13 protein-coding genes, 4 pseudogenes and 1 riboswitch are annotated in these 21995 nt (G+C 51.8%); of the genes and pseudogenes, 8 read left to right on the forward strand and 9 right to left on the reverse strand.

What is annotated here, in order from left to right; genetic code table 11:
* Positions 1–2: 2 nt before the first annotated feature.
* Together hemE and nudC are read right to left on the reverse strand one after the other, a co-directional pair.
* Positions 3–1069 (reverse strand): annotated as a pseudogene (gene hemE, locus O3W44_RS11455) (uroporphyrinogen decarboxylase).
* A gap of 43 nt (positions 1070–1112) precedes the next feature.
* Positions 1113–1882, reverse strand: a pseudogene (gene nudC / locus O3W44_RS11460) (NAD(+) diphosphatase).
* 212 nt (positions 1883–2094) lie between these two features.
* On the opposite strand from nudC, the gene rsd reads away from it, so the two are divergent.
* The 3 genes from rsd to thiE all read left to right on the forward strand — a co-directional run bounded on the left by rsd (position 2095) and on the right by thiE (position 5432).
* The gene (gene rsd / locus O3W44_RS11465; protein WP_269293171.1) at positions 2095–2601 is read left to right on the forward strand and encodes a sigma D regulator; all 507 of its coding nucleotides are present in this window, start codon (positions 2095–2097) and stop codon (positions 2599–2601) included.
* A gap of 87 nt (positions 2602–2688) precedes the next feature.
* Positions 2689–2790, forward strand: a riboswitch (TPP riboswitch).
* A gap of 84 nt (positions 2791–2874) precedes the next feature.
* The gene (thiC, locus tag O3W44_RS11470) at positions 2875–4803 is read left to right on the forward strand and encodes a phosphomethylpyrimidine synthase ThiC (protein ID WP_269293172.1); all 1929 of its coding nucleotides are present in this window, start codon (positions 2875–2877) and stop codon (positions 4801–4803) included.
* Complete coding sequence (gene thiE, locus O3W44_RS11475; protein ID WP_269293173.1) at positions 4800–5432, forward strand: thiamine phosphate synthase; 633 nt, start codon at positions 4800–4802, stop codon at positions 5430–5432. Before thiC ends, thiE begins: the two co-directional genes overlap by 4 nt.
* 103 nt (positions 5433–5535) lie before the next feature.
* Here thiE and O3W44_RS11480 read toward each other — a convergent pair.
* Positions 5536–7083: pseudogene (locus tag O3W44_RS11480) on the reverse strand (aminotransferase-like domain-containing protein).
* A 233-nt stretch (positions 7084–7316) separates the two neighbouring features.
* Between O3W44_RS11480 and O3W44_RS11485 the strand changes: the two are divergent.
* From O3W44_RS11485 to O3W44_RS11505, 5 genes are all read left to right on the forward strand, one after another.
* The gene (locus O3W44_RS11485) at positions 7317–7448 is read left to right on the forward strand and encodes a DUF1127 domain-containing protein (protein WP_269293174.1); all 132 of its coding nucleotides are present in this window, start codon (positions 7317–7319) and stop codon (positions 7446–7448) included.
* Positions 7449–7644: 196 nt separating this feature from the next.
* The gene (locus tag O3W44_RS11490; RefSeq protein WP_269293175.1) at positions 7645–7872 is read left to right on the forward strand and encodes a LysR family transcriptional regulator; all 228 of its coding nucleotides are present in this window, start codon (positions 7645–7647) and stop codon (positions 7870–7872) included.
* Positions 7857–8528 carry a LysR substrate-binding domain-containing protein gene (locus tag O3W44_RS11495; protein ID WP_269293176.1) on the forward strand — a complete coding sequence of 224 codons (672 nt, stop codon included), beginning with the start codon at positions 7857–7859 and terminating at the stop codon, positions 8526–8528. Before O3W44_RS11490 ends, O3W44_RS11495 begins: the two co-directional genes overlap by 16 nt.
* Before the next feature lie 194 nt (positions 8529–8722).
* Entirely contained in the window at positions 8723–9562 is an 840-nt protein-coding gene (gene xapA / locus O3W44_RS11500) for a xanthosine phosphorylase (RefSeq protein WP_269293177.1), read from the forward strand.
* A 9-nt stretch (positions 9563–9571) separates the two neighbouring features.
* Positions 9572–10846: a NupC/NupG family nucleoside CNT transporter gene (locus O3W44_RS11505; protein WP_269293178.1), complete on the forward strand. Its 1275-nt coding sequence runs from the start codon at positions 9572–9574 to the stop codon at positions 10844–10846.
* Positions 10847–10898: 52 nt separating this feature from the next.
* Here O3W44_RS11505 and O3W44_RS11510 read toward each other — a convergent pair whose 3' ends face one another.
* The 6 genes and pseudogenes from O3W44_RS11510 to rplJ all read right to left on the reverse strand — a co-directional run bounded on the left by O3W44_RS11510 (position 10899) and on the right by rplJ (position 21946).
* The gene (locus O3W44_RS11510) at positions 10899–11153 is read right to left on the reverse strand and encodes a hypothetical protein (protein ID WP_269293179.1); all 255 of its coding nucleotides are present in this window, start codon (positions 11151–11153) and stop codon (positions 10899–10901) included.
* Positions 11114–12139 carry a nucleoside deaminase gene (locus tag O3W44_RS11515; protein WP_269293180.1) on the reverse strand — a complete coding sequence of 342 codons (1026 nt, stop codon included), beginning with the start codon at positions 12137–12139 and terminating at the stop codon, positions 11114–11116. The genes O3W44_RS11510 and O3W44_RS11515 overlap by 40 nt, the downstream gene beginning before the upstream one ends.
* A 165-nt stretch (positions 12140–12304) precedes the next feature.
* Positions 12305–16528 carry a DNA-directed RNA polymerase subunit beta' gene (gene rpoC, locus O3W44_RS11520; protein WP_269293181.1) on the reverse strand — a complete coding sequence of 1408 codons (4224 nt, stop codon included), beginning with the start codon at positions 16526–16528 and terminating at the stop codon, positions 12305–12307.
* A 134-nt stretch (positions 16529–16662) separates the two neighbouring features.
* Positions 16663–20690, reverse strand: a pseudogene (rpoB, locus tag O3W44_RS11525) (DNA-directed RNA polymerase subunit beta).
* A 329-nt stretch (positions 20691–21019) separates the two neighbouring features.
* Entirely contained in the window at positions 21020–21382 is a 363-nt protein-coding gene (rplL, locus tag O3W44_RS11530; RefSeq protein WP_269293183.1) for a 50S ribosomal protein L7/L12, read from the reverse strand.
* Positions 21383–21448: 66 nt separating this feature from the next.
* A complete protein-coding gene (gene rplJ, locus O3W44_RS11535) occupies positions 21449–21946 on the reverse strand; it encodes a 50S ribosomal protein L10 (RefSeq protein ID WP_003848098.1) in 498 nt (165 codons plus the stop codon).
* Positions 21947–21995: the final 49 nt, after the last annotated feature.

Below are 21995 nucleotides of genomic sequence, written 5' to 3' on the forward strand. Positions count from 1 at the left end.
AATTACTCCTGATGCCATGGACGAGACAAACGGTGCACTGCTTCAACAAACGCACCTGCATGTTCTGGCGGCACATCCTGATGAATACCATGGCCGAGGTTAAAGACGTGGCCATTTCCACGACCAAAGCTTTCCAGAATCCCAGCCACTTCCTGTTCGATACGCGCAGGGGGCGCATATAACATTGAGGGATCCATATTGCCCTGGAGCGCAACTTTATCGCCAACGCGACGACGTGCCTCTCCGATATCGGTGGTCCAGTCCAGACCCAGCGCATCACAGCCCGTTTCTGCCATCGCTTCCAGCCACTGTCCGCCACCCTTTGTGAACAAGGTTATTGGCACGCGGCGGCCTTCATTCTCATGCAATACGCCGTCGACAATTTTGTGCATGTAGTAGAGCGAAAACTCACGGTAATCACGACCAGTGAGTACTCCGCCCCATGTATCAAACACCATCACTGACTGCGCACCGGCACGAATCTGCGCATTCAGATAGAGAATCACGCTGTCTGCCAGTTTATCCAGCATCGCATGCAGCGTCGTTGGATCGGCGTACATCATTTTTTTAATTTTAGTGAAAGCCTTGCTGCTGCCGCCCTCAACCATATAGGTTGCCAGCGTCCAGGGGCTGCCAGAAAAACCGATCAGCGGGACTTCGCCTTTCAGGTTTTTACGGATCGTGCGCACCGCGTTCATCACATAGCCCAGTTCCATTTCAGGATCCGGCACCGGCAAACGTTCAACATCGGCACGGCAAGTAATGGGATTTGAAAAGCGTGGGCCTTCACCGGCTTCGAAATAAAGACCCAGCCCCATCGCATCGGGGATAGTTAAAATATCGCTAAAGAGGATCGCCGCATCCAGTGCGTAACGACGCAGCGGCTGTAGCGTAACTTCACAGGCCAGCTCGGCATTTTTACACAGCGACATAAAATCCCCGCTTCAGCACGGGTCGCTTTGTATTCCGGTAAGTAACGCCCGGCTTGTCGCATCATCCATACCGGTGTGACATCAACTGGCTGACGTAACAGGGCGCGCAAATAACGATCGTTCTTCAGTTCACTCATTTCAAGGCTCTCTCAATTTCAGGCGTGTAGTGTAGCATTTTCCTCACGCCCCGGCGCGGCAGATGGCAACGGTGTCTTCTATCAAACGGCGTGCCACCGTCCCCGCTGGCGGTAACAACGGCAGTGCGTCATAACGGAACCATCCGGCGTCCAGCAATTCTTTGCCATCGTGTTGCAGGTCACCGCTCTCATACTCAGCCATAAACGCCACCATTAGTGATTGTGGGAACGGCCACGGCTGTGATGTTACATAACGCACATTTTTCACCCGCACATTGCTTTCTTCCATTACTTCGCGCGCAACAGCCTGTTCCAGCGTTTCGCCCACTTCGACGAAGCCTGCCAGCACGGTATAAATGCTATTACGATGCCGGGAGTGATTCGCCAGCAGGATCTCCTCTCCGCGACGAATGGCGACAATGATGCAAGGCGCGATTTGCGGATAGTAGCGTTCACGGCAGTGCGTGCACAGACAGGCAAACTCGCGGGTGCTGTGCTGCATCTCATGGCCGCAGTAGCCACACCAGCGATGGGAACGATAAAACTCAGCCAGTTGCACCCCCGACCCGCCAGCTGGAACAGGCCAACGTCTTCATCAATCAGCTGCCGCACCGATAACATGCTGTCCGGACGCGTCTCGCAGATGAGCCAGACTTTCTCACCTGACCACTCGCCAATCACCTGTGCTTTGCTGCCCACCAGCCCCCATTTTTGCGCACTTCCATGGGGTAATTCGCCCTGCGGTAACCAAAGTTTTTGTTCATGGCTGACAATCCACCATCCAGCGTCTACGCTTGAAATCTCGTATTGCATTTTTTTCGTCATCCTTAGCGTCAAATGGCACGCTGAAGTCCTGATGTTAAGTGTGTAGATAAACAACTATACCCAAATAATTCGGATTGCAGGAAGGCGGCATGATGATCTCTCCCCAGGCGCTTACAGAGATAAGTGATGGAGAAGAAGACGCGCAGCCAACGCATTTGCAGCCTGAAGTATGAAGGGATATGACTCACATGGAGTTAGATATGCTTAACCAGTTAGACGTCCTGACCGAGCGCGTAGGTGGCAGCAATGAACTGGTAGATTCGTGGCTGGAAGCCCGACGCCAACTGTTGGTTGCCTATTACCATTTGGTAGGAATGAAACCGAATAAAGAAGCCCTTACCGCGTTGGATGAACAAGCACTGGATAATTTTTGCCACGGCCTGGTAGATTATCTGTCAGCAGGACATTTTAGTATTTATGAGCGCATTATTAGCGAAATGAGTGGCGACAGCCCGCTGATTGCCGCTGCGCAAATTTATCCGCCGCTCGAAGCAAACACTGAACGGCTGATGCAGCTTTATGATGGTCATTTACAGCAGTCGATTGATGATGATAACTGCGTGACGTTTCAGCAGGCATTATCCGAAGTGGGCGAAGTGTTAGAAGCGCGTTTCACGCTTGAAGATAAGCTGATCCAGCTGGCATGGGACAATCACCTGGCGCGGCCGCCTGTTGCAAACGACAGCCAAATGGCGCGTCCGGCGTAATATCAGCCAGATAATCACTTGTGATTATCGAAAGGCGCTTTTATGCTGAATGGGTTTTGACGACTTCGGTCTGATAAACCTGTTTTTAAATTCTTGTCGGAGTGCCCTTTTAGGGCTGAGACCGTTCATTCGGGATCCGCGGAACCTGACCAGGTTAATACCTGCGTAGGGAACAAGAGTAAATTTGTTCAGTATACGGGCGGCTTTTGCCCGGTATCTGTTACTCCTTCCGGCTCCAGACAAGCAACGTTCCCCTTTAACTGGAAAATTGCTATGTCTCTGTCAAAAACCACTCGTCGCGAACAGCGTGCTCAGGCACAGGAATTCATCGATTCACTACAAAGCGGCAGCGCATTTCCTCGTTCGAAACGCATTTGGATCACCGGCAGCCGTGAAGATATTCGCGTGCCGATGCGCGAAATTCAGCTCAGCCCAACCCTGACGGGCGGCAGCAAAGACAATCCACACTACGAAGATAACGAAGCAGTGCCGGTCTATGACACAGCCGGTGCGTATGGCGATACGTCAGCGCAAATTGATGTACATCGCGGTCTGGAAAAACTGCGCGCCCGCTGGATCGCTGAACGTGATGATAGCGAGCCACTTAAACAAATCAGTTCAACTTACACTCAACAACGTCTGGCCGACGACGGTCTTGATCATTTACGTTTCGAACACCTGCCTGAGCCGCGCCGCGCTAAACCAGGCCGCCGGGTGACTCAGTTGCATTATGCGCGTCAGGGTATTATCACCCCGGAGATGGAGTTTATTGCCCTGCGTGAAAATATGGGACGCGAGCGCATTCGCGGTGAGGTACTGCTGCAACAACATGCGGGACACAGCTTTGGCGCTCATCTGCCGCAAAACATTACGCCAGAATTTGTCCGTAAGGAAGTGGCGGAAGGCCGCGCGATTATCCCCGCTAACATCAATCATCCTGAATCTGAACCCATGATTATTGGCCGCAACTTTCTGGTGAAGGTCAATGCCAATATCGGTAACTCGGCCGTTACCTCTTCCATCGAAGAAGAAGTTGAAAAGCTGGTGTGGTCAACACGTTGGGGCGCAGATACGGTGATGGATCTCTCTACCGGCCGCTATATTCACGAAACGCGTGAATGGATTTTGCGTAACAGTCCGGTCCCGATTGGTACCGTGCCGATTTATCAGGCGCTGGAAAAAGTAAATGGTGTGGCAGAAGATCTCAACTGGGAAATCTTTCGCGACACGCTACTGGAGCAAGCCGAACAAGGCGTTGATTATTTCACTATTCATGCTGGCGTGCTGCTGCGCTATGTGCCAATGACCGCCAAACGGCTGACAGGTATTGTGTCACGCGGCGGATCAATTATGGCGAAGTGGTGCTTATCGCATCACAAAGAAAGTTTTCTGTATCAACACTTCCGTGACATTTGTGAAATCTGTGCGGCTTATGATGTCTCGCTGTCTTTGGGTGATGGCTTGCGTCCTGGTTCGATCCAGGATGCTAACGACGCGGCGCAATTTGCTGAGTTACATACGTTGGGCGAATTGACGAAGATTGCCTGGGAGTATGATGTGCAGGTCATGATCGAAGGCCCTGGTCACGTGCCGATGCAGATGATTCGCCGCAACATGACTGAACAGCTGGAGCACTGTCATGAAGCGCCTTTTTACACGCTCGGCCCACTTACTACTGACATCGCACCGGGTTACGATCACTTCACATCCGGTATTGGTGCCGCCATGATTGGCTGGTTCGGCTGCGCGATGCTGTGCTATGTCACGCCAAAAGAGCATCTCGGCCTGCCGAATAAAGAGGATGTAAAGCAGGGTTTGATTACCTATAAAATTGCTGCGCACGCAGCCGATCTGGCGAAAGGTCATCCTGGCGCGCAGATTCGTGATAACGCCATGTCTAAAGCGCGTTTTGAATTTCGCTGGGAAGATCAGTTCAATCTGGCCCTTGATCCTCATACCGCTCGGGCTTATCACGACGAAACACTGCCACAGGAATCGGGCAAAGTGGCACACTTCTGCTCCATGTGTGGGCCAAAGTTCTGCTCAATGAAAATTACCCAGGAAGTGCGTGACTATGCTGCTCGCCAGGAAGCCGAGGCGAAGCCGGTTGATATTGGCATGGCGCAAATGTCTGCCCATTTTCGCAACCGTGGCGGTGAGCTTTATCATCCTGCGGATGCTGTTCAGGAGGACAAAATATGAATGCATTCCCTGCCACCGCGCCGCGTTTAGGGCTTTATCCGGTGGTTGATAACGTAGAGTGGATTGAGCGTTTGCTTGATGCGGGCGTGCGTACGCTCCAGTTACGTATTAAAGATCAGCCTGATGATGCGGTAGAACCGGCTATTGTTCAGGCTATCGCGCTGGGTAAACGCTATCGTGCGCGCCTGTTTATCAATGATTACTGGCAGTTGGCGATCAGGCACAATGCGTATGGCGTACACCTCGGCCAGGAAGATCTTGATGTGGCTAATCTTGCGCTGATTAATCAGGCAGGGCTGCGCCTGGGGATATCGACGCATGATGATGCTGAATTAGATCGGGCGCTGGCCTTACAGCCCTCTTACATTGCACTGGGCCATATTTTTCCTACGCAAACCAAGCAGATGCCCTCTGCGCCACAGGGACTGATTGAGCTAAAGCGTCATTTAGCGCGTTTACAGCATATCCCCACCGTTGCGATTGGGGGCATCAGTATTGAACGCGCTCCGCAAGTCTTAGCAACGGGCGTAGGCAGCATTGCTGTCGTGAGTGCGATTACTCAGGCTGATGACTGGCGTGAAGCAACACGTATTCTGCTGACATTAGCGGAACCAGAGCCTGTCGCCTGATTTCTGGAAGCCGTTACGCAGCGATGCGTGTAACGTACGCAACGACGCAAGTCATGCTGGAAGACCGCGCGCAGCAATAAAGATCCATGCTGGCGCGGTTTTTTTACGCCGTGTAACGTTGCTCTCGCCGGGTAAGCTCTGCCCGGTCAGGGCCGGTTCCCCCTCTTTCTGGCCCTGCCTTTTTACTTCGCCGGGAGAATTTCTGTGTACTGTTTATTTTGTGCTGGTTCATGCATACACGCCGCCATTGCCCGTTCTATCGCAGCCCCTAACAAGGCCAGCGCGTTCTCGGTTTTCTCAGTTAAGGGCAGCCCATAATTCAGACGCAGACAGTTACGGTATTTGCCCGAGGCGGAGAAAAGAGACCCCACAGCAATTTGAATGCGGGATTCACGCAGTTCACGATTAAGGCGAACAGCATCAAACGCTTCCGGTAACTCAACCCACATTAAAAAACCGCCTTGCGGGCGCGAAACACAAATGTCGCAGGGAAAATAATGGCGCACCCAGCAACTAAACGTTTCATAGTTGCGTTGATAAATTTGTCGCATACGGCGCAGATGCGGTAGATAGTGCCCATGACGAATAAACTCAGCTACGGCATGTTGCGGCTGAGTTGCCGTCGAGCCAGTAACGATGTATTTCATGTGCAACACGCGATCGCGATAACGTCCCGGTACAACCCAGCCAACGCGCAAGCCGGTGCCAGTGTTTTTGAAAAGGAGCTGCAAAGCAGAACACGACCATCCATATCCATCGCTTTTATGGTAGGCGGACGCGGATATTCCCATGCCAGCTCGCCATAGACATCATCTTCAATAATTGCAGCATCAAAACGTTGCGCTAAAGTCAGCAGTGCACGTTTACGGTTTTCCGGCATGATAAAGCCCAGCGGATTATTGCAGTTAGGCACAACGACCACAGCTTTGATCGGCCACTGCTCAAAGGCCAGTTCCAACGCTTCTAAACTAATACCTGTAACAGAATCGGTGGGGATCTCTATGGCCCGGATGCCGAAGCCACGAAGCGTCTGCATAATGCCGTGAAAAGAGGGTGACTCAACGGCAATAATATCACCAGGCTCACATACCGCGCGGATTGATACCGATAAAGCTTCGTGACAGCCCGTTGTGATCACAATTTCTTCAGCCATAAGCTGGCAGCCGCTATCAATGGCCAGACGGGCAATCTGTTCACGCAAAGCGGCCACGCCATACAAATTATCGTAGTTGAGTAAGAGAATGTCCTGCTTTTGCGCCTGACGGCTAAAGGCCTTCCAAAGGGGTTTTAACGTTGGCTGGGTCAGATCAGGCATACCGCTGCCCAGTTGCAATACATTGTCTTCGAGTCGGCTATCAAGCAACTCTAATACTGCATCCCATTGGGTAATTTCAACCGGGCGCTGAGCAGGCCGCGTTAATGCCGGCATCGGCGGATTTGCTTTACGTGAGGCGACAAAGTAGCCCGAACGCGGCTGTGGCGTAATTAACTGCTTCTCTTCCAGCAAATGATAGGCTTGTTGTACGGTGCTGATGCTGACGCCGTGCTCCACGCTTAAGCTGCGTACGGAGGGCAAACGTTCGCCACTGCGATACAGGCCTTGCTCAATACGCTGTGCCAGCAGCGTTGCCAGATGCTGATAACGCGTCATCGTATGCCTCGCATTGACAGGAATTAGAAAAAACCGATACAGATCACATCTTTTTTTACCATTCAGATCGCCTGAGGAGCAATCTGTATGTTAAAGAAAGGTTGATTTTGAATCTGTATTCAAAATTGTTCTCATCAGAAGATAGCACTACACATTCAGATGAGGAGATGAAAATGGAATTCCATGAAAATCGAACCGCCAGGCCTGCCACATTTAGACAGATACGCAGGTTGGTGGCAGGATTGCTTCAACTGTACATTCACTGGCGCTTAGTGCAGCAAACGCGACGCATTTTGACCCACCTGAATGACAATCAGCTCAAAGATATAGGGATGACGCGTGAAGAGGTACGCCGTTATCGTTAAATATGCATCGCTTTATTTGCTTAAATACCCTGCAATAACAGGGTATTTAAGCTGATTCGTTAATGACAACGATCACATAATCAAATGAATTTCTGGCACAATCCCGACGTTATCGAATCTGTTGCCGCCTTTTATGCACAAATTGCATACTATAGCGGTTGGACAGAGCAGCAGAGGGAAAAGTGTGAGGGAGCAGGTGCTGGAGTTAAAGCTGCTAAAAGCGTTCGTGATCGTTTGCGAAGAGCTGCATTTTGGTCGCGCAGCGCGACGTTTAAACATTTCACAGCCGCCGCTTAGCGCAAAAATTGCCGAACTGGAAGATCGTTTAAATACCCGGCTTTTTGTTCGCACCAGTCGACACGTTGAGATGACAGCACAGGCACAACGACTTTTACCGCTGGCAAAAAGATGCTGGCATCAGTAGATAGTGGTATCGCGCAAATTCATCAGGTGTGTCGCGAACAGCAACATCTCAAGCTTGGCCTCGTTGGCAGCGCATTTTGGGGTGAGCCACAAAAATTGTTCTCACTGTTTATGCAAGCGCACCCTACTCTGCAAATTGACCTGAAAGAACTGAATCCAAGCCAACAGCGCCAGCAGCTTGCAAACAGCCAGATCGATCTTGGAATATGCCGTTTACAGCCCGATGAGTTTCCTGAAATGGCTCACCTCTGTTTAGTCCGCGAGCCACTGGTGTTAGCTGTCGCCTCCTTTCAGGCGCTGACACAGCGCCGCGTTATCTGGCTCAGAGAAGCATCGTTCCTGCCTTTTATCTCTTTACCCCTGAGTCAGTCTGGTTTTGCCCGTTACCTGAGCAGCATGATGAAGCAGGCAGGTTTTTCTCCGCCAGTGGCTGAAATTGCTGAACCCCAGAGCCAGCTGGCGCTGGTCAGCATGGGATTGGGCGTAGCCCTTATTCCGGCAAGCTATGCCACCATTAACTGGCCCGGTGTTTCCTTTCTGAAACTCAAAGACGAGCCTACAGCCGATCTGTTTGCTTGCTGGCAACCCAGCCACCTGACGCCGAACGTCCGGCTTTTTCTCGATTTTGCTCTGCAACAAAACATGACTGCCGCGTAATTTTTGCATCTGGCAGCCGGGTTCAGGCCGTACCATAACTGCTATTTCACGCACAATTTTCTCATGCACAGCGCCCGATCCCCCTGATTTGCAGCGATATCATTTCTCTTTCGCTATCAATCAGACATAACTGACGATTGGTTATCGCTGCCGCTGCGCTTTAGGTTGATGTTTTTACCTGAAAGGAAATAGCGATGTCTGTTTTTGATAACTCCCCCTTTGAATGCGCCGAACTTATCCGTAAGGCAATGCCTGATTTTTCCCCGCGCGTTGCCTTAATTTTAGGCTCAGGTCTTGGAGGCCTGGCCAGCCAGCTCACTAACAGCACAGTCTTTCCTTACCAAACCCTGCCGGGTTTTCCGATCAGTACGGTGGAAGGCCATGCCGGTGAGCTGCTCGCCGGTTGGCTAAATGGCGTAGCGGTCATATGTATGAAGGGCCGCGGCCACTTTTACGAAGGAAAAGGTGCCAGCGTGATGACGAATGCAGTACGGCTTTTCCAGTTGCTTGGATGTGAATTGATGTTAGCGACCAATGCCGCCGGCTCGTTACGCGCTGAGGTTGGGCCTGGGGAGCTGGTGGTATTAACTGACCACATTAATTTACAGCCCGGTTCGCCAATGGCTGGCCCTAACGATGATCGCTTCGGGCCTCGCTTCTTCAGCATGGCAAACGCCTATGATGCGGGCTTGCGCAGCACGCTGGCAGAGGTGGCGCAGGCCGCAGCCATTCCCCTGCATCAGGGTGTTTTTGTCGCTTACTCTGGCCCTAATTTTGAGACGCCTGCTGAGATCCGCATGATGATTAATATGGGCGCTGATGTGGTCGGTATGTCGATCGTGCCAGAAGTTATCTCTGCCAGGCATTGTGGACTTTCGGTGCTGGCGATCTCAGCTATCACTAATCTGGCTGAAGGCTTGTCTGATGTTGCGCTTTCCCATGAGCAAACACTTTCCGCAGCACAGCTTGCCAGTGGCAACCTCATCAGGCTGGTCAGCGATTTCGTCACTCATTATGGTCGTCAGAACGCGTAAGGAGACGTTATGTCCTCAGCGATTGGCTTGTCGGGTATGTTACTGCTGCTGGTACTTGCCTGGTGTTTTTCCAGTGACCGTAAGGCCATTCGTCTGCGGACGGTAGCTGGTGCGCTGGCGTTGCAGGTCGCTATCGGCGGCTTTGTACTCTACTTCCCGTGGGGAAAACAGGCGCTGGCGCATATTTCAGCCGGTGTAAACAATGCCATTCACTACGGTAAAGATGGCGTGGCATTTTTGTTTGGCCCCCTGGTCAGCCCGCAAATGTCAGCACTCTTTTCGGGTAAAGGCTTTGTATTTGCATTAAACGTATTGCCGCTGGTTATTTTTTTCTCCGCTCTTATCTCGGTACTTTACTATCTCGGCATTATGCAATGGGTTATCCGTTTGTTGGGTGGCGCCATTCAAAAACTCCTGGGCACCAGCAAAACTGAATCGATGTCAGCGACATCCAATATTTTTGTGGGCCAAAGTGAAGCGCCGCTGGTAATTAAACCTTTTTTAGCCCGTATGACCGATTCAGAGTTTTTTGCTGTCATGGTAGGAGGTATGGCTTCAATTTCCGGTACGACACTGGCAGGCTACGCCGCCTTAGGCGTAAAAATGGATTATCTGGTCGCTGCATCATTTATGGCCGCTCCGGGCGGTCTGCTATTTGCCAAACTGCTGATGCCCGAAAACGGTTTTCGTTCGCCGGGTTATATGCCGGATGAAAATGCACCACCAGCCCGACAACCCGTTAATATTCTTGAAGCGGCTGCCGAAGGGGCCGCCAGCGGATTAAAGCTGGCAGTTAATATTGGTGCGATGCTGCTGGCTTTTATCGGTCTGATCGCAATGTTAAATGGCCTACTGGGTGGCATCGGCGATCTTTTTGGTCTTACGCTATCAATGGAACGTATTTTAGGTTGGGCTTTTTCACCGCTCGCGTTCCTGCTTGGCGTGCCATGGCAAGACAGTGCTGTTGCCGGGAATTTGATTGGTCAAAAGCTTATCCTGAATGAGTTTGTCGCTTATGTGAATTTTTCACCCTGGTTGCAGGATACACAAAGCATCATCGCGCAGGGGCTTACACCTTTATCTGATAAAACCACAGCGATTATTTCATTTGCTCTGTGTGGTTTCGCCAATCTCTCCTCTATCGCTATTTTAATGGGAGGTCTTAGCGTACTGGCACCTGAACGCCGCGCTTTTATTGCCCGAACAGGGGTTAAAGCTATGGCAGCAGGCACAGCATCTAATTTAATGAGTGCAACCATTGCCGGGATTTTTCTGTCGCTTTGAGTTATTCGATCCTGCCTGAAAAACGAGGCTCATATGAGCCTCGTTTTTGACGTTAGCGACTCAGCGCCTCGCTGATAGCCTCAATGAGACTCTCATCTTCTACCTGCCACGGATGTATAACGATCTCCTCGCTGTACAGCGGTGGCAGACCGCGACAATACGCCTGTAAAGCCGCATCATCTGTCATCGGCACGATGTACTGAAACTGACGAGGATTATCGGACGGCAGTGCGCCTTCCATTGTCGAACCGTAGGCACCCAGCGTCATCAAGCCTTCATCACTGCTGTCTGGCCCACGCGCCAGCACCAGGGTGCCATATTTACAGTGGCCAATAAAAGGCAGTACAGCTTCGCCTTGCTGAAGAAACAGCTGATGACGTAGCTGCGCCCAGGTACGGGTAGTTTGCATAAAGGCAGTTTGTATTGGCGACTGGCTGATATTGCCCGGCATGCAAAGCAGCAAATTGCCAAATATATCCAGCAGCGCCACAGCATCCCCTTACCGCCCCGCTGGCGATCTTGTTCGATCACCGGGATCATAAAGTTTGCCAGCGCGACATCAGGCTGCCCGCGCGATGGAGCACGGTATGTCAGTGACTGCGGATAGACAGCTCGCAGTGCCGCTACCACAGGATGATCGTCTGGCAATGTTGCCGGATCGCACAGTGCCTCTGGTGGCAGATCGTTACTGATCTGTTGCTGAACGCTGTTCAGCGAGGTGGTAAAAATAGATTCGCATAGCGCCAGCGTTTTATCGGTTGTGGCTTGATCGATGAAAAACATCGGCGGCTGAGCGGAGGTTGCCGGACGCACAAAACAGCTTTCGCCAGTTGCCTGCGGATAGCTAAAGTTAGCTAACGCTCTGCTACGCTGCTCATTTGTCAGGCTGGGATAATTTGCTTCCGTGTTGTAATTGATACCTGAAAAACGATCAAAGGCACCCACGATGACTTTAAAACCCGCCCGCAATAGTGCACCGGTACACATACAACACGGATCAAGCGAGGTGACAACCGTCATCTCTTCGGCTGGTGGTAAAGCGACTCCCGCCGCAATTTGTTCAAAATACCAGTCAACAAGTTGCCTCTCACCATGCGCGGTTGGATCGTAAGTAAATCGCTCAATCACCACGTTGTTGTGCATTAACATCAATTCCTGGCCATTGCTATCAAGTAAAACGCCGCCTACGCTGAAGGTTTCCTGACAATAAGCCTGCATTGCCATTTCACCGCTGCGTGCCAGAGCATCATCAATACGTGTATAAACCGCGCCTCTTCCGGTAAGTAATGTCATTTTTATCTCCTTGTATTGTTGATGATGTCAGTCTGCGCAACGGCTGCGATGAACACAATATAAGCTGACTTTGCGCTTAACAGGTTTCGGGATGCCTCGCAAAAACACGCTCTTCAGGCAAAAAAAACCCTGCCGAAGCAGGGTTTTTTATTACGCAGTTAACGATTACTCGTCGTCACTACCGCCGAGACCGGCGTTCAGCAGTTCAGCCAGACTGGCTGAAGCTTCATCCGCAGTAACCTGCGGTGCTGCTGGCACTTCGCCTGCCTGACGGCGACGCATACGATCCTGGTGATAAGCGTAACCAGTACCGGCCGGGATCAGACGACCCACGATCACGTTCTCTTTCAGGCCACGCAGTTCGTCGCGTTTGCCCGCCACGGCTGCTTCGGTCAGGACACGTGTTGTCTCCTGGAACGATGCCGCAGAGATGAACGATTCGGTTGCCAGTGACGCTTTGGTGATACCCAGCAGGTCGCGCATATAAGTTGCGCCAACTTTTCCGTTCGCTTCCAGATCACGGTTAGAGATCTTGATGCGAGAGAATTCTGCCTGTTCACCTTCCAGGAACTCGGTGCTACCCGCGCTCATGATGGTTGCTTTACGCAGCATCTGACGAACGATGACTTCGATGTGCTTATCGTTAATCTTAACGCCCTGCAGACGGTAAACGTCCTGCACTTCGTTTGTGATGTAACGGGTAACCGCATGCACGCCACGCAAGCGCAGGATGTCATGTGGAGACTCTGGGCCATCGGAAACAACATCACCGCGCTCAACACGTTCACCTTCGAACACGTTCAGCTGACGCCATTTCGGAATCATCTCTTCGTACGGTTCGCTGCCGTCAAGCGGTGTAATCACCAGACGACGCTTACCTTTGGTCTCTTTACCGAAGGAGATGATACCGCTGATCTCCGCCAGAATCGCTGGCTCTTTCGGACGACGCGCTTCGAACAGGTCAGCAACGCGTGGCAGACCACCGGTAATATCCTTGGTACCGCCAGATTCCTGCGGAACACGCGCCAGCGTGTCACCAGAACTGATCTTCACACCATCTTCCAGCTGAACAATCGCTTTGCCTGGCAGGAAGTACTGAGCTGGCATGTCGGTGCCAGGGATCAGAACGTCGTCGCCGTTAGCATCGACAATTTTCAGTGCAGGACGCAGATCTTTACCACCCGCAGTACGCTCGGCGCTGTCCAGAACCACCAGCGAAGAAAGACCGGTTAAGTCATCGGTCTGACGCGTAATGGTCTGGCCATCAATCATGTCAGTAAAGCGAATGAAACCGCCTACTTCGGTGATAACCGGCATGGTATGCGGATCCCAGTTCGCTACGGTTTCGCCTGCAGCAACCTGTTCGCCATCACCTTTCGCCATTGTCGCGCCGTAAGGCACTTTATAGCTTTCTTTGGTGCGACCAAATTCGTCGATCATTTTCAGTTCGACGTTACGTGAGGTGATCACCAGCTTACCAGCAGAGTTCGTTACCGACTTCGCGTTGGTCAGCTTGATAGTACCTTTGTTCTTCACCTGAATGCTGGATTCAGCAGCCGCACGCGATGCCGCACCACCGATGTGGAACGTACGCATCGTCAGCTGTGTACCCGGCTCACCGATGGACTGTGCTGCAATAACACCGATCGCTTCACCTTTGTTGATGATGTGACCACGTGCCAGGTCGCGACCGTAACAGTGCGCGCACACACCAAAGTCGGTTTCACAACCTACAACAGAACGCACTTTCACGCTGTCGACTGAATTCAGTTCTAACACGTCACACCAGTGCTCATCGAGCAGCGTGTTACGTGGAACCAGAATGTCAGCGGTGCCCGGCTTCAGCACATCTTCTGCGGTCACACGACCCAGAACGCGCTCACGCAGTGGCTCTTTAACGTCGCCACCTTCGATAACTGGCGTCATCATGATGCCTTCGTGCGTGCCGCAATCGTCCTCGGTAACAACCAGGTCTTGCGCAACGTCAACCAGACGACGCGTCAGATAACCGGAGTTAGCGGTTTTCAGTGCGGTATCCGCAAGACCTTTACGCGCACCGTGCGTTGAGATGAAGTACTGAAGTACGTTCAAACCTTCGCGGAAGTTCGCGGTGATTGGCGTTTCAATGATCGAGCCATCTGGCTTCGCCATCAGGCCACGCATACCGGCCAGCTGACGAATCTGAGCAGCAGAACCACGCGCACCGGAGTCGGCCATCATAAAGATGCTGTTAAAGGAAACCTGTTTCTCTTCTTCGCCGTCACGGTTAATCACGGTTTCAGTTGAGAGGTTTTCCATCATCGCCTTGGCAACGCGCTCGTTAGCGGCAGCCCAGATATCGATGACTTTGTTGTAACGTTCGCCAGCGGTAACCAGACCAGACTGGAATTGCTCCTGAATTTCGGCCACTTCGGCTTCTGCTTCAGAGATGATTTCCACTTTCTTGGCCGGGATAACCATGTCGTCGATACCTACAGACGCACCTGAACGGGCCGCATAAGCGAAACCGGTGTACATGGTCTGGTCAGCAAAGATAACAGTCGGCTTCAGACCCAAAATGCGATAACAGGTGTTCAGCATTTTGGAGATAGCTTTTTTACCCAGCGCCTGGTTGACGATGGAGTACGGCAGACCTTGCGGCACGATCATCCACAGAATCGCACGACCAATGGTCGTATCGATCAGGCTGGTTTTCGGCACAAACTCGTCTTGCTCGTTTTTGCTGTATTCAGTGATACGTACTTTAACGCGCGCATGCAGCTCGGCCTGGCCAGCGCGGTATACACGCTCAGCTTCTTTCGGGCCGGTCAGAACCATGCCTTCGCCTTTGGCGTTCACTTTGTCGCGGGTCATGTAGTACAGACCCAGAACAACGTCCTGTGAAGGAACGATGATTGGCTCGCCGTTCGCTGGAGACAGAATGTTGTTGGTCGACATCATCAGCGCACGCGCTTCCAGCTGGGCTTCCAGCGTCAACGGTACGTGAACAGCCATCTGGTCACCATCGAAGTCGGCGTTATAGGCCGCACACACCAGAGGGTGCAGCTGGATCGCTTTACCTTCGATCAGAACCGGTTCGAAAGCCTGAATACCGAGACGGTGCAGCGTAGGCGCACGGTTCAGCAGAACCGGGTGCTCACGGATCACTTCGTCAAGGATATCCCAGACAACCGCTTCTTCGCGCTCAACCATTTTCTTAGCGGCTTTGATAGTGGTGGCCAGGCCACGCAGCTCCAGCTTGCCGTAGATGAACGGTTTGAACAGCTCAAGGGCCATTTTCTTCGGCAGGCCGCATTGATGCAGGCGCAGGTATGGACCTACGGTGATAACCGAACGACCTGAGTAGTCGACACGTTTACCCAGCAGGTTCTGACGGAAACGACCCTGCTTACCTTTGATCATGTCAGCCAGCGATTTCAGCGGACGCTTGTTAGAACCGGTAATCGCACGACCGCGACGGCCGTTATCCAGCAGCGCATCGACCGCTTCCTGCAACATACGTTTTTCGTTGCGCACGATGATATCTGGCGCAGCCAGATCCAACAGACGCTTCAAACGGTTGTTACGGTTGATCACGCGACGATACAGATCGTTCAGATCCGACGTTGCGAAACGACCACCGTCCAGCGGAACTAACGGACGCAGATCTGGCGGCAGCACAGGCAGCACAGTCAGAATCATCCACTCTGGTTTGTTACCAGACTGAACGAAGGCTTCCAGCAGCTTGATGCGCTTGGTCAGCTTTTTACGCTTGGTTTCAGAGTTGGTTTCGTTCAGCTCTTCACGCAGCTGTTCGCACTCTTGCTCCAGATCCATGTTTTTCAACAGGGCCTGGATCGCTTCGGCGCCCATTTTAGCGTCGAACTCGTCACCGAACTCTTCCAGCGCGTCGAGATACTGTTCTTCAGTCAGAATCTGACGTTTTTCGAGGTTGGTCATGCCACCTTCGATAACAACGTAAGATTCAAAATAAAGCACGCGCTCGATATCACGCAGTGGCATATCCAGCAGCAAACCGATACGTGATGGCAGTGATTTCAGGAACCAGATGTGCGCAGTCGGCGACGCCAGTTCAATGTGACCCATGCGCTCACGGCGCACTTTAGTCTGGGTCACTTCAACGCCACACTTCTCGCAGATCACACCACGGTGTTTCAGACGCTTGTACTTACCGCACAGGCACTCATAGTCTTTCACTGGCCCGAAGATACGGGCACAGAACAGACCATCACGTTCTGGCTTAAAGGTACGGTAGTTAATGGTTTCCGGCTTTTTAACTTCACCGAAAGACCAGGAACGGATCATGTCTGGCGAAGCCAGCGCAATCTTGATCGCATCAAACTCTTCGGTTTTAGTTTGCGCTTTCAGAAACTTAAGTAAGTCTTTCACGGATTAGCTCCCGTCGGAGTGAGACTCTCAGGGGCGTTCAACCGAAATTGAACGCCCCATAACCAGTACAATTGCAGGCGCATAAACCCGGCATTTTCACGCTGTCGCGATAGGCCACAGCGTGAGTTTGCGGGTTACTCGTCTTCCAGCTCGATGTTGATGCCCAGCGAGCGAATCTCTTTCAACAATACGTTGAAGGATTCTGGCATGCCCGGTTCCATCTGATGGTTACCGTCTACGATGTTTTTATACATCTTGGTACGGCCGTTGACGTCATCAGACTTAACGGTGAGCATTTCCTGCAGGGTATAAGCTGCGCCGTATGCTTCCAGCGCCCATACTTCCATCTCACCGAAACGCTGACCACCGAACTGTGCCTTACCACCCAGCGGCTGCTGAGTAACCAGGCTGTACGAACCGGTAGAACGCGCATGCATCTTGTCATCAACCAGGTGGTTGAGTTTCAGCATGTACATGTAGCCAACGGTAACCTGACGCTCGAACTGCTCGCCAGTACGGCCATCAAACAGCGTAATCTGACCGGAAGAAGGCAGGCCGCCGAGCTGCAACAGCTCTTTGATTTCGCTCTCTTTCGCGCCGTCAAACACTGGCGTTGCGATTGGCATACCTTTTTCAGGTTCTCAGCCAGGCGCAGGACTTCGTCATCGCTGAAGGTATTCAGGTCAACTTTCTGACGAACATCGGTACCCAGATCGTAAGCACGCTGGATGAATTCGCGCAGTTTCGCGACTTCTTCCTGCTTCTTCAGCATCGCGTTGATTTTCTCACCGATACCTTTTGCCGCCATACCCAGGTGGGTTTCGAGGATCTGACCGATGTTCATACGTGACGGTACGCCCAGCGGGTTCAGTACGATATCGACCGGCGTGCCGTTCTCATCGTAAGGCATATCTTCGATCGGGTTGATCTTGGAGATAACACCTTTGTTCCCGTGACGACCTGCCATTTTGTCACCCGGTTGAATCTGACGTTTAACCGCCAGGTAAACCTTAACGATTTTCAGCACACCTGGTGCCAGATCATCGCCCTGGGTGATCTTACGACGCTTACCTTCGAGTTTTTTCTCAAACTCGTGCTTCAGTTCGTCGTACTGCTCGGCCAGCTGCTCGAGCTGGTTTTGCTTGGCTTCGTCAGTCAGACCCAGTTCCAGCCAACGCTCACGCGGCAGCTTGCTCAGCTTCTCCGCTTCCACGCCACCAGCAATCAGGACCGCCTGAATACGGCTAAACAGGCCTGCTTCGAGGATCTGCAATTCTTCAGACAGGTCTTTTTTCGCCTGCTTCAGCTGCATTTCTTCGATTTCTAACGCACGCTTGTCTTTTTCCACGCCATCACGAGTGAAGACCTGAACGTCGATAACAGTTCCTGAAACGCCATTCGGTACACGCAGTGACGAATCTTTCACGTCAGACGCTTTTTCACCGAAGATAGCGCGCAACAGTTTCTCTTCTGGCGTCAGCTGAGTCTCGCCTTTAGGCGTTACTTTACCCACCAGAATGTCACCGCCGGTCACTTCCGCACCGATATAAACGATGCCAGACTCATCCAGTTTTGAGAGCGCAGCTTCGCCCACGTTCGGGATATCAGCCGTGATCTCTTCTGGCCCCAGCTTGGTGTCACGAGACACACACGCCAGTTCCTGAATATGGATAGTGGTAAAGCGATCTTCCTGAACCACACGCTCGGAGACTAAAATGGAGTCTTCGAAGTTGTAACCGTTCCACGGCATGAACGCTACGCGCATGTTCTGGCCCAGCGCCAGTTCACCGAGGTCGGTAGACGGGCCATCTGCCAGCACGTCGCCGCGCTCAACCGGCTCACCCAGAGAAACACATGGCATCTGGTTGATGCAGGTGTTCTGGTTAGAACGGGTATATTTGGTCAGGTTGTAAATGTCGATACCGGCTTCGCCTGCATGCATTTCGTCTTCGTTAACTTTGATAACGATACGAGATGCATCAACGTACTGAACGGTACCACCACGTTTCGCAACGGCAGTAACACCCGAGTCGACTGCTACAGCACGCTCCATACCGGTACCAACCAGCGGCTTATCCGCACGCAGAGTTGGAACGGCCTGACGTTGCATGTTCGCACCCATCAAGGCGCGGTTGGCGTCATCGTGTTCCAGGAACGGGATCAGTGATGCACCGACAGAAACCACCTGCTGGGTGGAAACGTCCATGTAGTCAACCTGATCGCGGCTGAACAAGCTTGATTCGCCTTTGCTACGGCAGGTTACCAGGTCATCAACAAACGCACCGTTGTCATCAAGTTGGGCGTTCGCCTGAGCGATAACGTAGTTACCTTCTTCAATAGCAGAAAGGTAATGAATTTCATCAGAAACCACACCGTCAATAACGCGACGATAAGGGGTTTCCAGGAAGCCATACTCGTTAGTCTGTGCATAAACAGACAAGGAGTTGATCAGACCGATGTTCGGGCCTTCCGGGGTTTCGATCGGGCAAACACGGCCATAGTGCGTTGGGTGTACGTCACGCACTTCGAAGCCGGCGCGCTCACGGGTCAAACCGCCTGGGCCGAGTGCAGAGATACGACGCTTATGCGTAATCTCTGACAACGGGTTGTTCTGATCCATAAACTGAGACAGCTGGCTTGAACCAAAGAACTCTTTCACCGCCGCCGAAATCGGCTTAGCGTTGATCATGTCCTGTGGCATCAGGGTGTCAAGATCGCCCAGAGAAAGACGCTCTTTCACTGCACGCTCAACACGCACCAGGCCGACGCGGAACTGGTTTTCGGCCATTTCACCCACTGAACGAATACGACGGTTACCGAGGTGGTCGATATCGTCCACTTCGCCTTTACCGTTACGGATATCGATCAGTTTTTTCATGACTTCGATGATGTCTTCTTTGCTCAGGATACCTGAGCCTTCAATTTCATCACGCAGCAATGAACGGTTGAACTTCATGCGGCCTACCGCGGAAAGATCATAACGATCTTCTGAGAAGAACAGGTTCTCAAACAGGTTCTCTGCAGCTTCACGCGTTGGCGGCTCACCAGGACGCATCATACGGTAGATTTCAACCAGCGCGCTCAGGCGATCGTTGGTTGGGTCAACACGCAGGGTCTCGGAAATGTAAGGGCCGTGATCCAAATCGTTGGTGAACAGCGTTTCGATGCGCTTGTGACCAGACTGGCTCAGTTTAGCCAGCAGATCCAGCGACAGCTCCATGTTGGCAGCAACAATCAGTTCACCGGTGCTCTCATCGATATAGTCTTTAGAAACGACTTTGCCCGCAATGTACTCAACCGGTACTTCGATGTGCTGGATGCCATCTTTTTCCAACTGACGGATATGACGAGCGGTGATGCGACGTCCTTTCTCAACGTAGACCGTGCCGTTTGCTTCGATATCGAAGGTGGCGGTTTCACCGCGCAGGCGCTCAGGCACCAGTTCCATCTGCAGTTTGTTGTCACGGATTTCAAACACCACTTTCTCGAAGAAGATATCGAGGATTTCAGCGGTGGTGTAATGCAGTGCGCGCAGAATGATACTGGCCGGCAGCTTACGACGACGGTCAATACGGACGAAAAGGTTGTCTTTCGGGTCAAACTCGAAATCGAGCCATGAACCGCGATAAGGAATGATGCGTGCGTTATACAGCACTTTGCCCGATGAGTGGGTTTTACCCTTGTCGCTGTCGAAGAACACGCCAGGACTACGGTGCAGCTGAGAAACGATAACACGCTCAGTACCGTTGATAACAAAGGTACCGTTGTCAGTCATGAGCGGGATTTCGCCCATGTAGACTTCTTGTTCTTTAATGTCTTTTACGGTGCCTTCTGGCGCTTCGCGCTCATAGATCACCAGACGCAGTTTAACGCGCAGCGGTGCCGAATAGGTCACGCCACGGATCTGACATTCTTTTACGTCAAAGACAGGTTCACCCAGGCGATAGCTAACATACTGCAACTCAGAGTTGCCGCTATAGCTCGCGATAGGGAAGACGGAACGGAATGCAGCTTCCAGTCCGTACTGACCTTCTGGATCTTGCTCGATAAACTTCTGGAACGAATCAAGCTGGATAGAAAGGAGATAAGGTATGTCCAGAACTTGTGGACGTTTACCAAAATCCTTACGAATACGTTTTTTCTCGGTATAGGAGTAAACCATAGGGTTCCTCAGCTAGCTGACAAGTCGACCCACGCTGTCCGTCCTGACAGGACAGTTCATGCAACACGATTTTGTTTGTTTCACAGCCTGCGTGGCAGGTGTGCAATACCTCTTTCTATCACTCTTAAATCATTTCATCGCTTTTGCGTGGGCAGGGAACCCGCACAGGAAAGCGGTATATTAAGTCGTCGATAGAGAAAGATATTGAAGAGCAACAATGGACAAACAGTGCGAAACCCCATTGAGGCCCTGTAGCGCAAAAAGGCTGGTGACCAAAAAGTCACCAGCCATCAGTCTGAAACTACTCAGACTGCAACCCGAAGGTTGTCTTACTTAACTTCAACGTCAGCGCCAGCTTCTTTCAGAGCAGCTTCCAGAGCAGCTGCGTCATCTTTGCTGATGCCTTCTTTGATCACGCCAGTTGCTTCAACCAGATCTTTGGCTTCTTTCAGGCCCAGACCAGTTGCGGTACGAACAGCTTTGATTACTGCAACTTTGTTCGCGCCAGCACCTTTCAGGATTACGTCGAATTCAGTTTTCTCTTCAACAGCTTCAGCTGGGCCAGCAGCAACAGCTACAGCGGCAGCAGCAGAAACGCCGAATTTTTCTTCCATAGCAGAAACCAGCTCAACTACTTCCATTACGGACATAGCGGCAACGGCTTCCAGAATTTGGTCTTTAGTGATAGACATGACAATTGTTCCTAAGAATCAGAAAAAGTTTATACGTTAGCAAGTACGAAGAAAAAGAATCTGGCCTTAAGCCGCTTCTTTTGCATCGCGAACAGCAGCCAGAGTGCGGACCAGTTTGCCTGCAGCGGCTTCTTTCATGGTCGACATCAGACGTGCCAGTGCTTCTTCGTAAGTCGGCAGAGTTGCCAGACGGTCAATATTAGCCGCCGTGATCAGCTCACCTTCAAAGGCCGCAGCTTTGACCTCAAATTTTGCATTCGCTTTCGCGAAATCTTTGAACAGACGAGCAGCAGCGCCCGGGTGTTCCATAGAATATGCAATCAAGGTCGGACCAACAAACGTGTCTTTCAGGCACTCAAACTGAGTACCTTCAACGACGCGGCGCAGCAGGGTGTTACGAACAACACGCATGTAAACGCCAGCTTCACGACCTGCTTTACGCAGTTCGGTCATTTTATCAACGGTAACGCCACGGGAATCCGCAACAACCGCTGAAAGCGCGCCTTTGGCTACTTCGCTGACTTCAGCAACAATCGCTTGTTTGTCTTGAAGATTTAATGCCATTAGCTTTTGCTCCTGGATTTGACCGGGGAAGGATTTCCCCGGAACTCAC

The organism is Pantoea sp. LMR881 (genome assembly GCF_027157825.1).
Taxonomy (GTDB): Bacteria; Pseudomonadota; Gammaproteobacteria; order Enterobacterales; family Enterobacteriaceae; genus Pantoea; species Pantoea haifensis.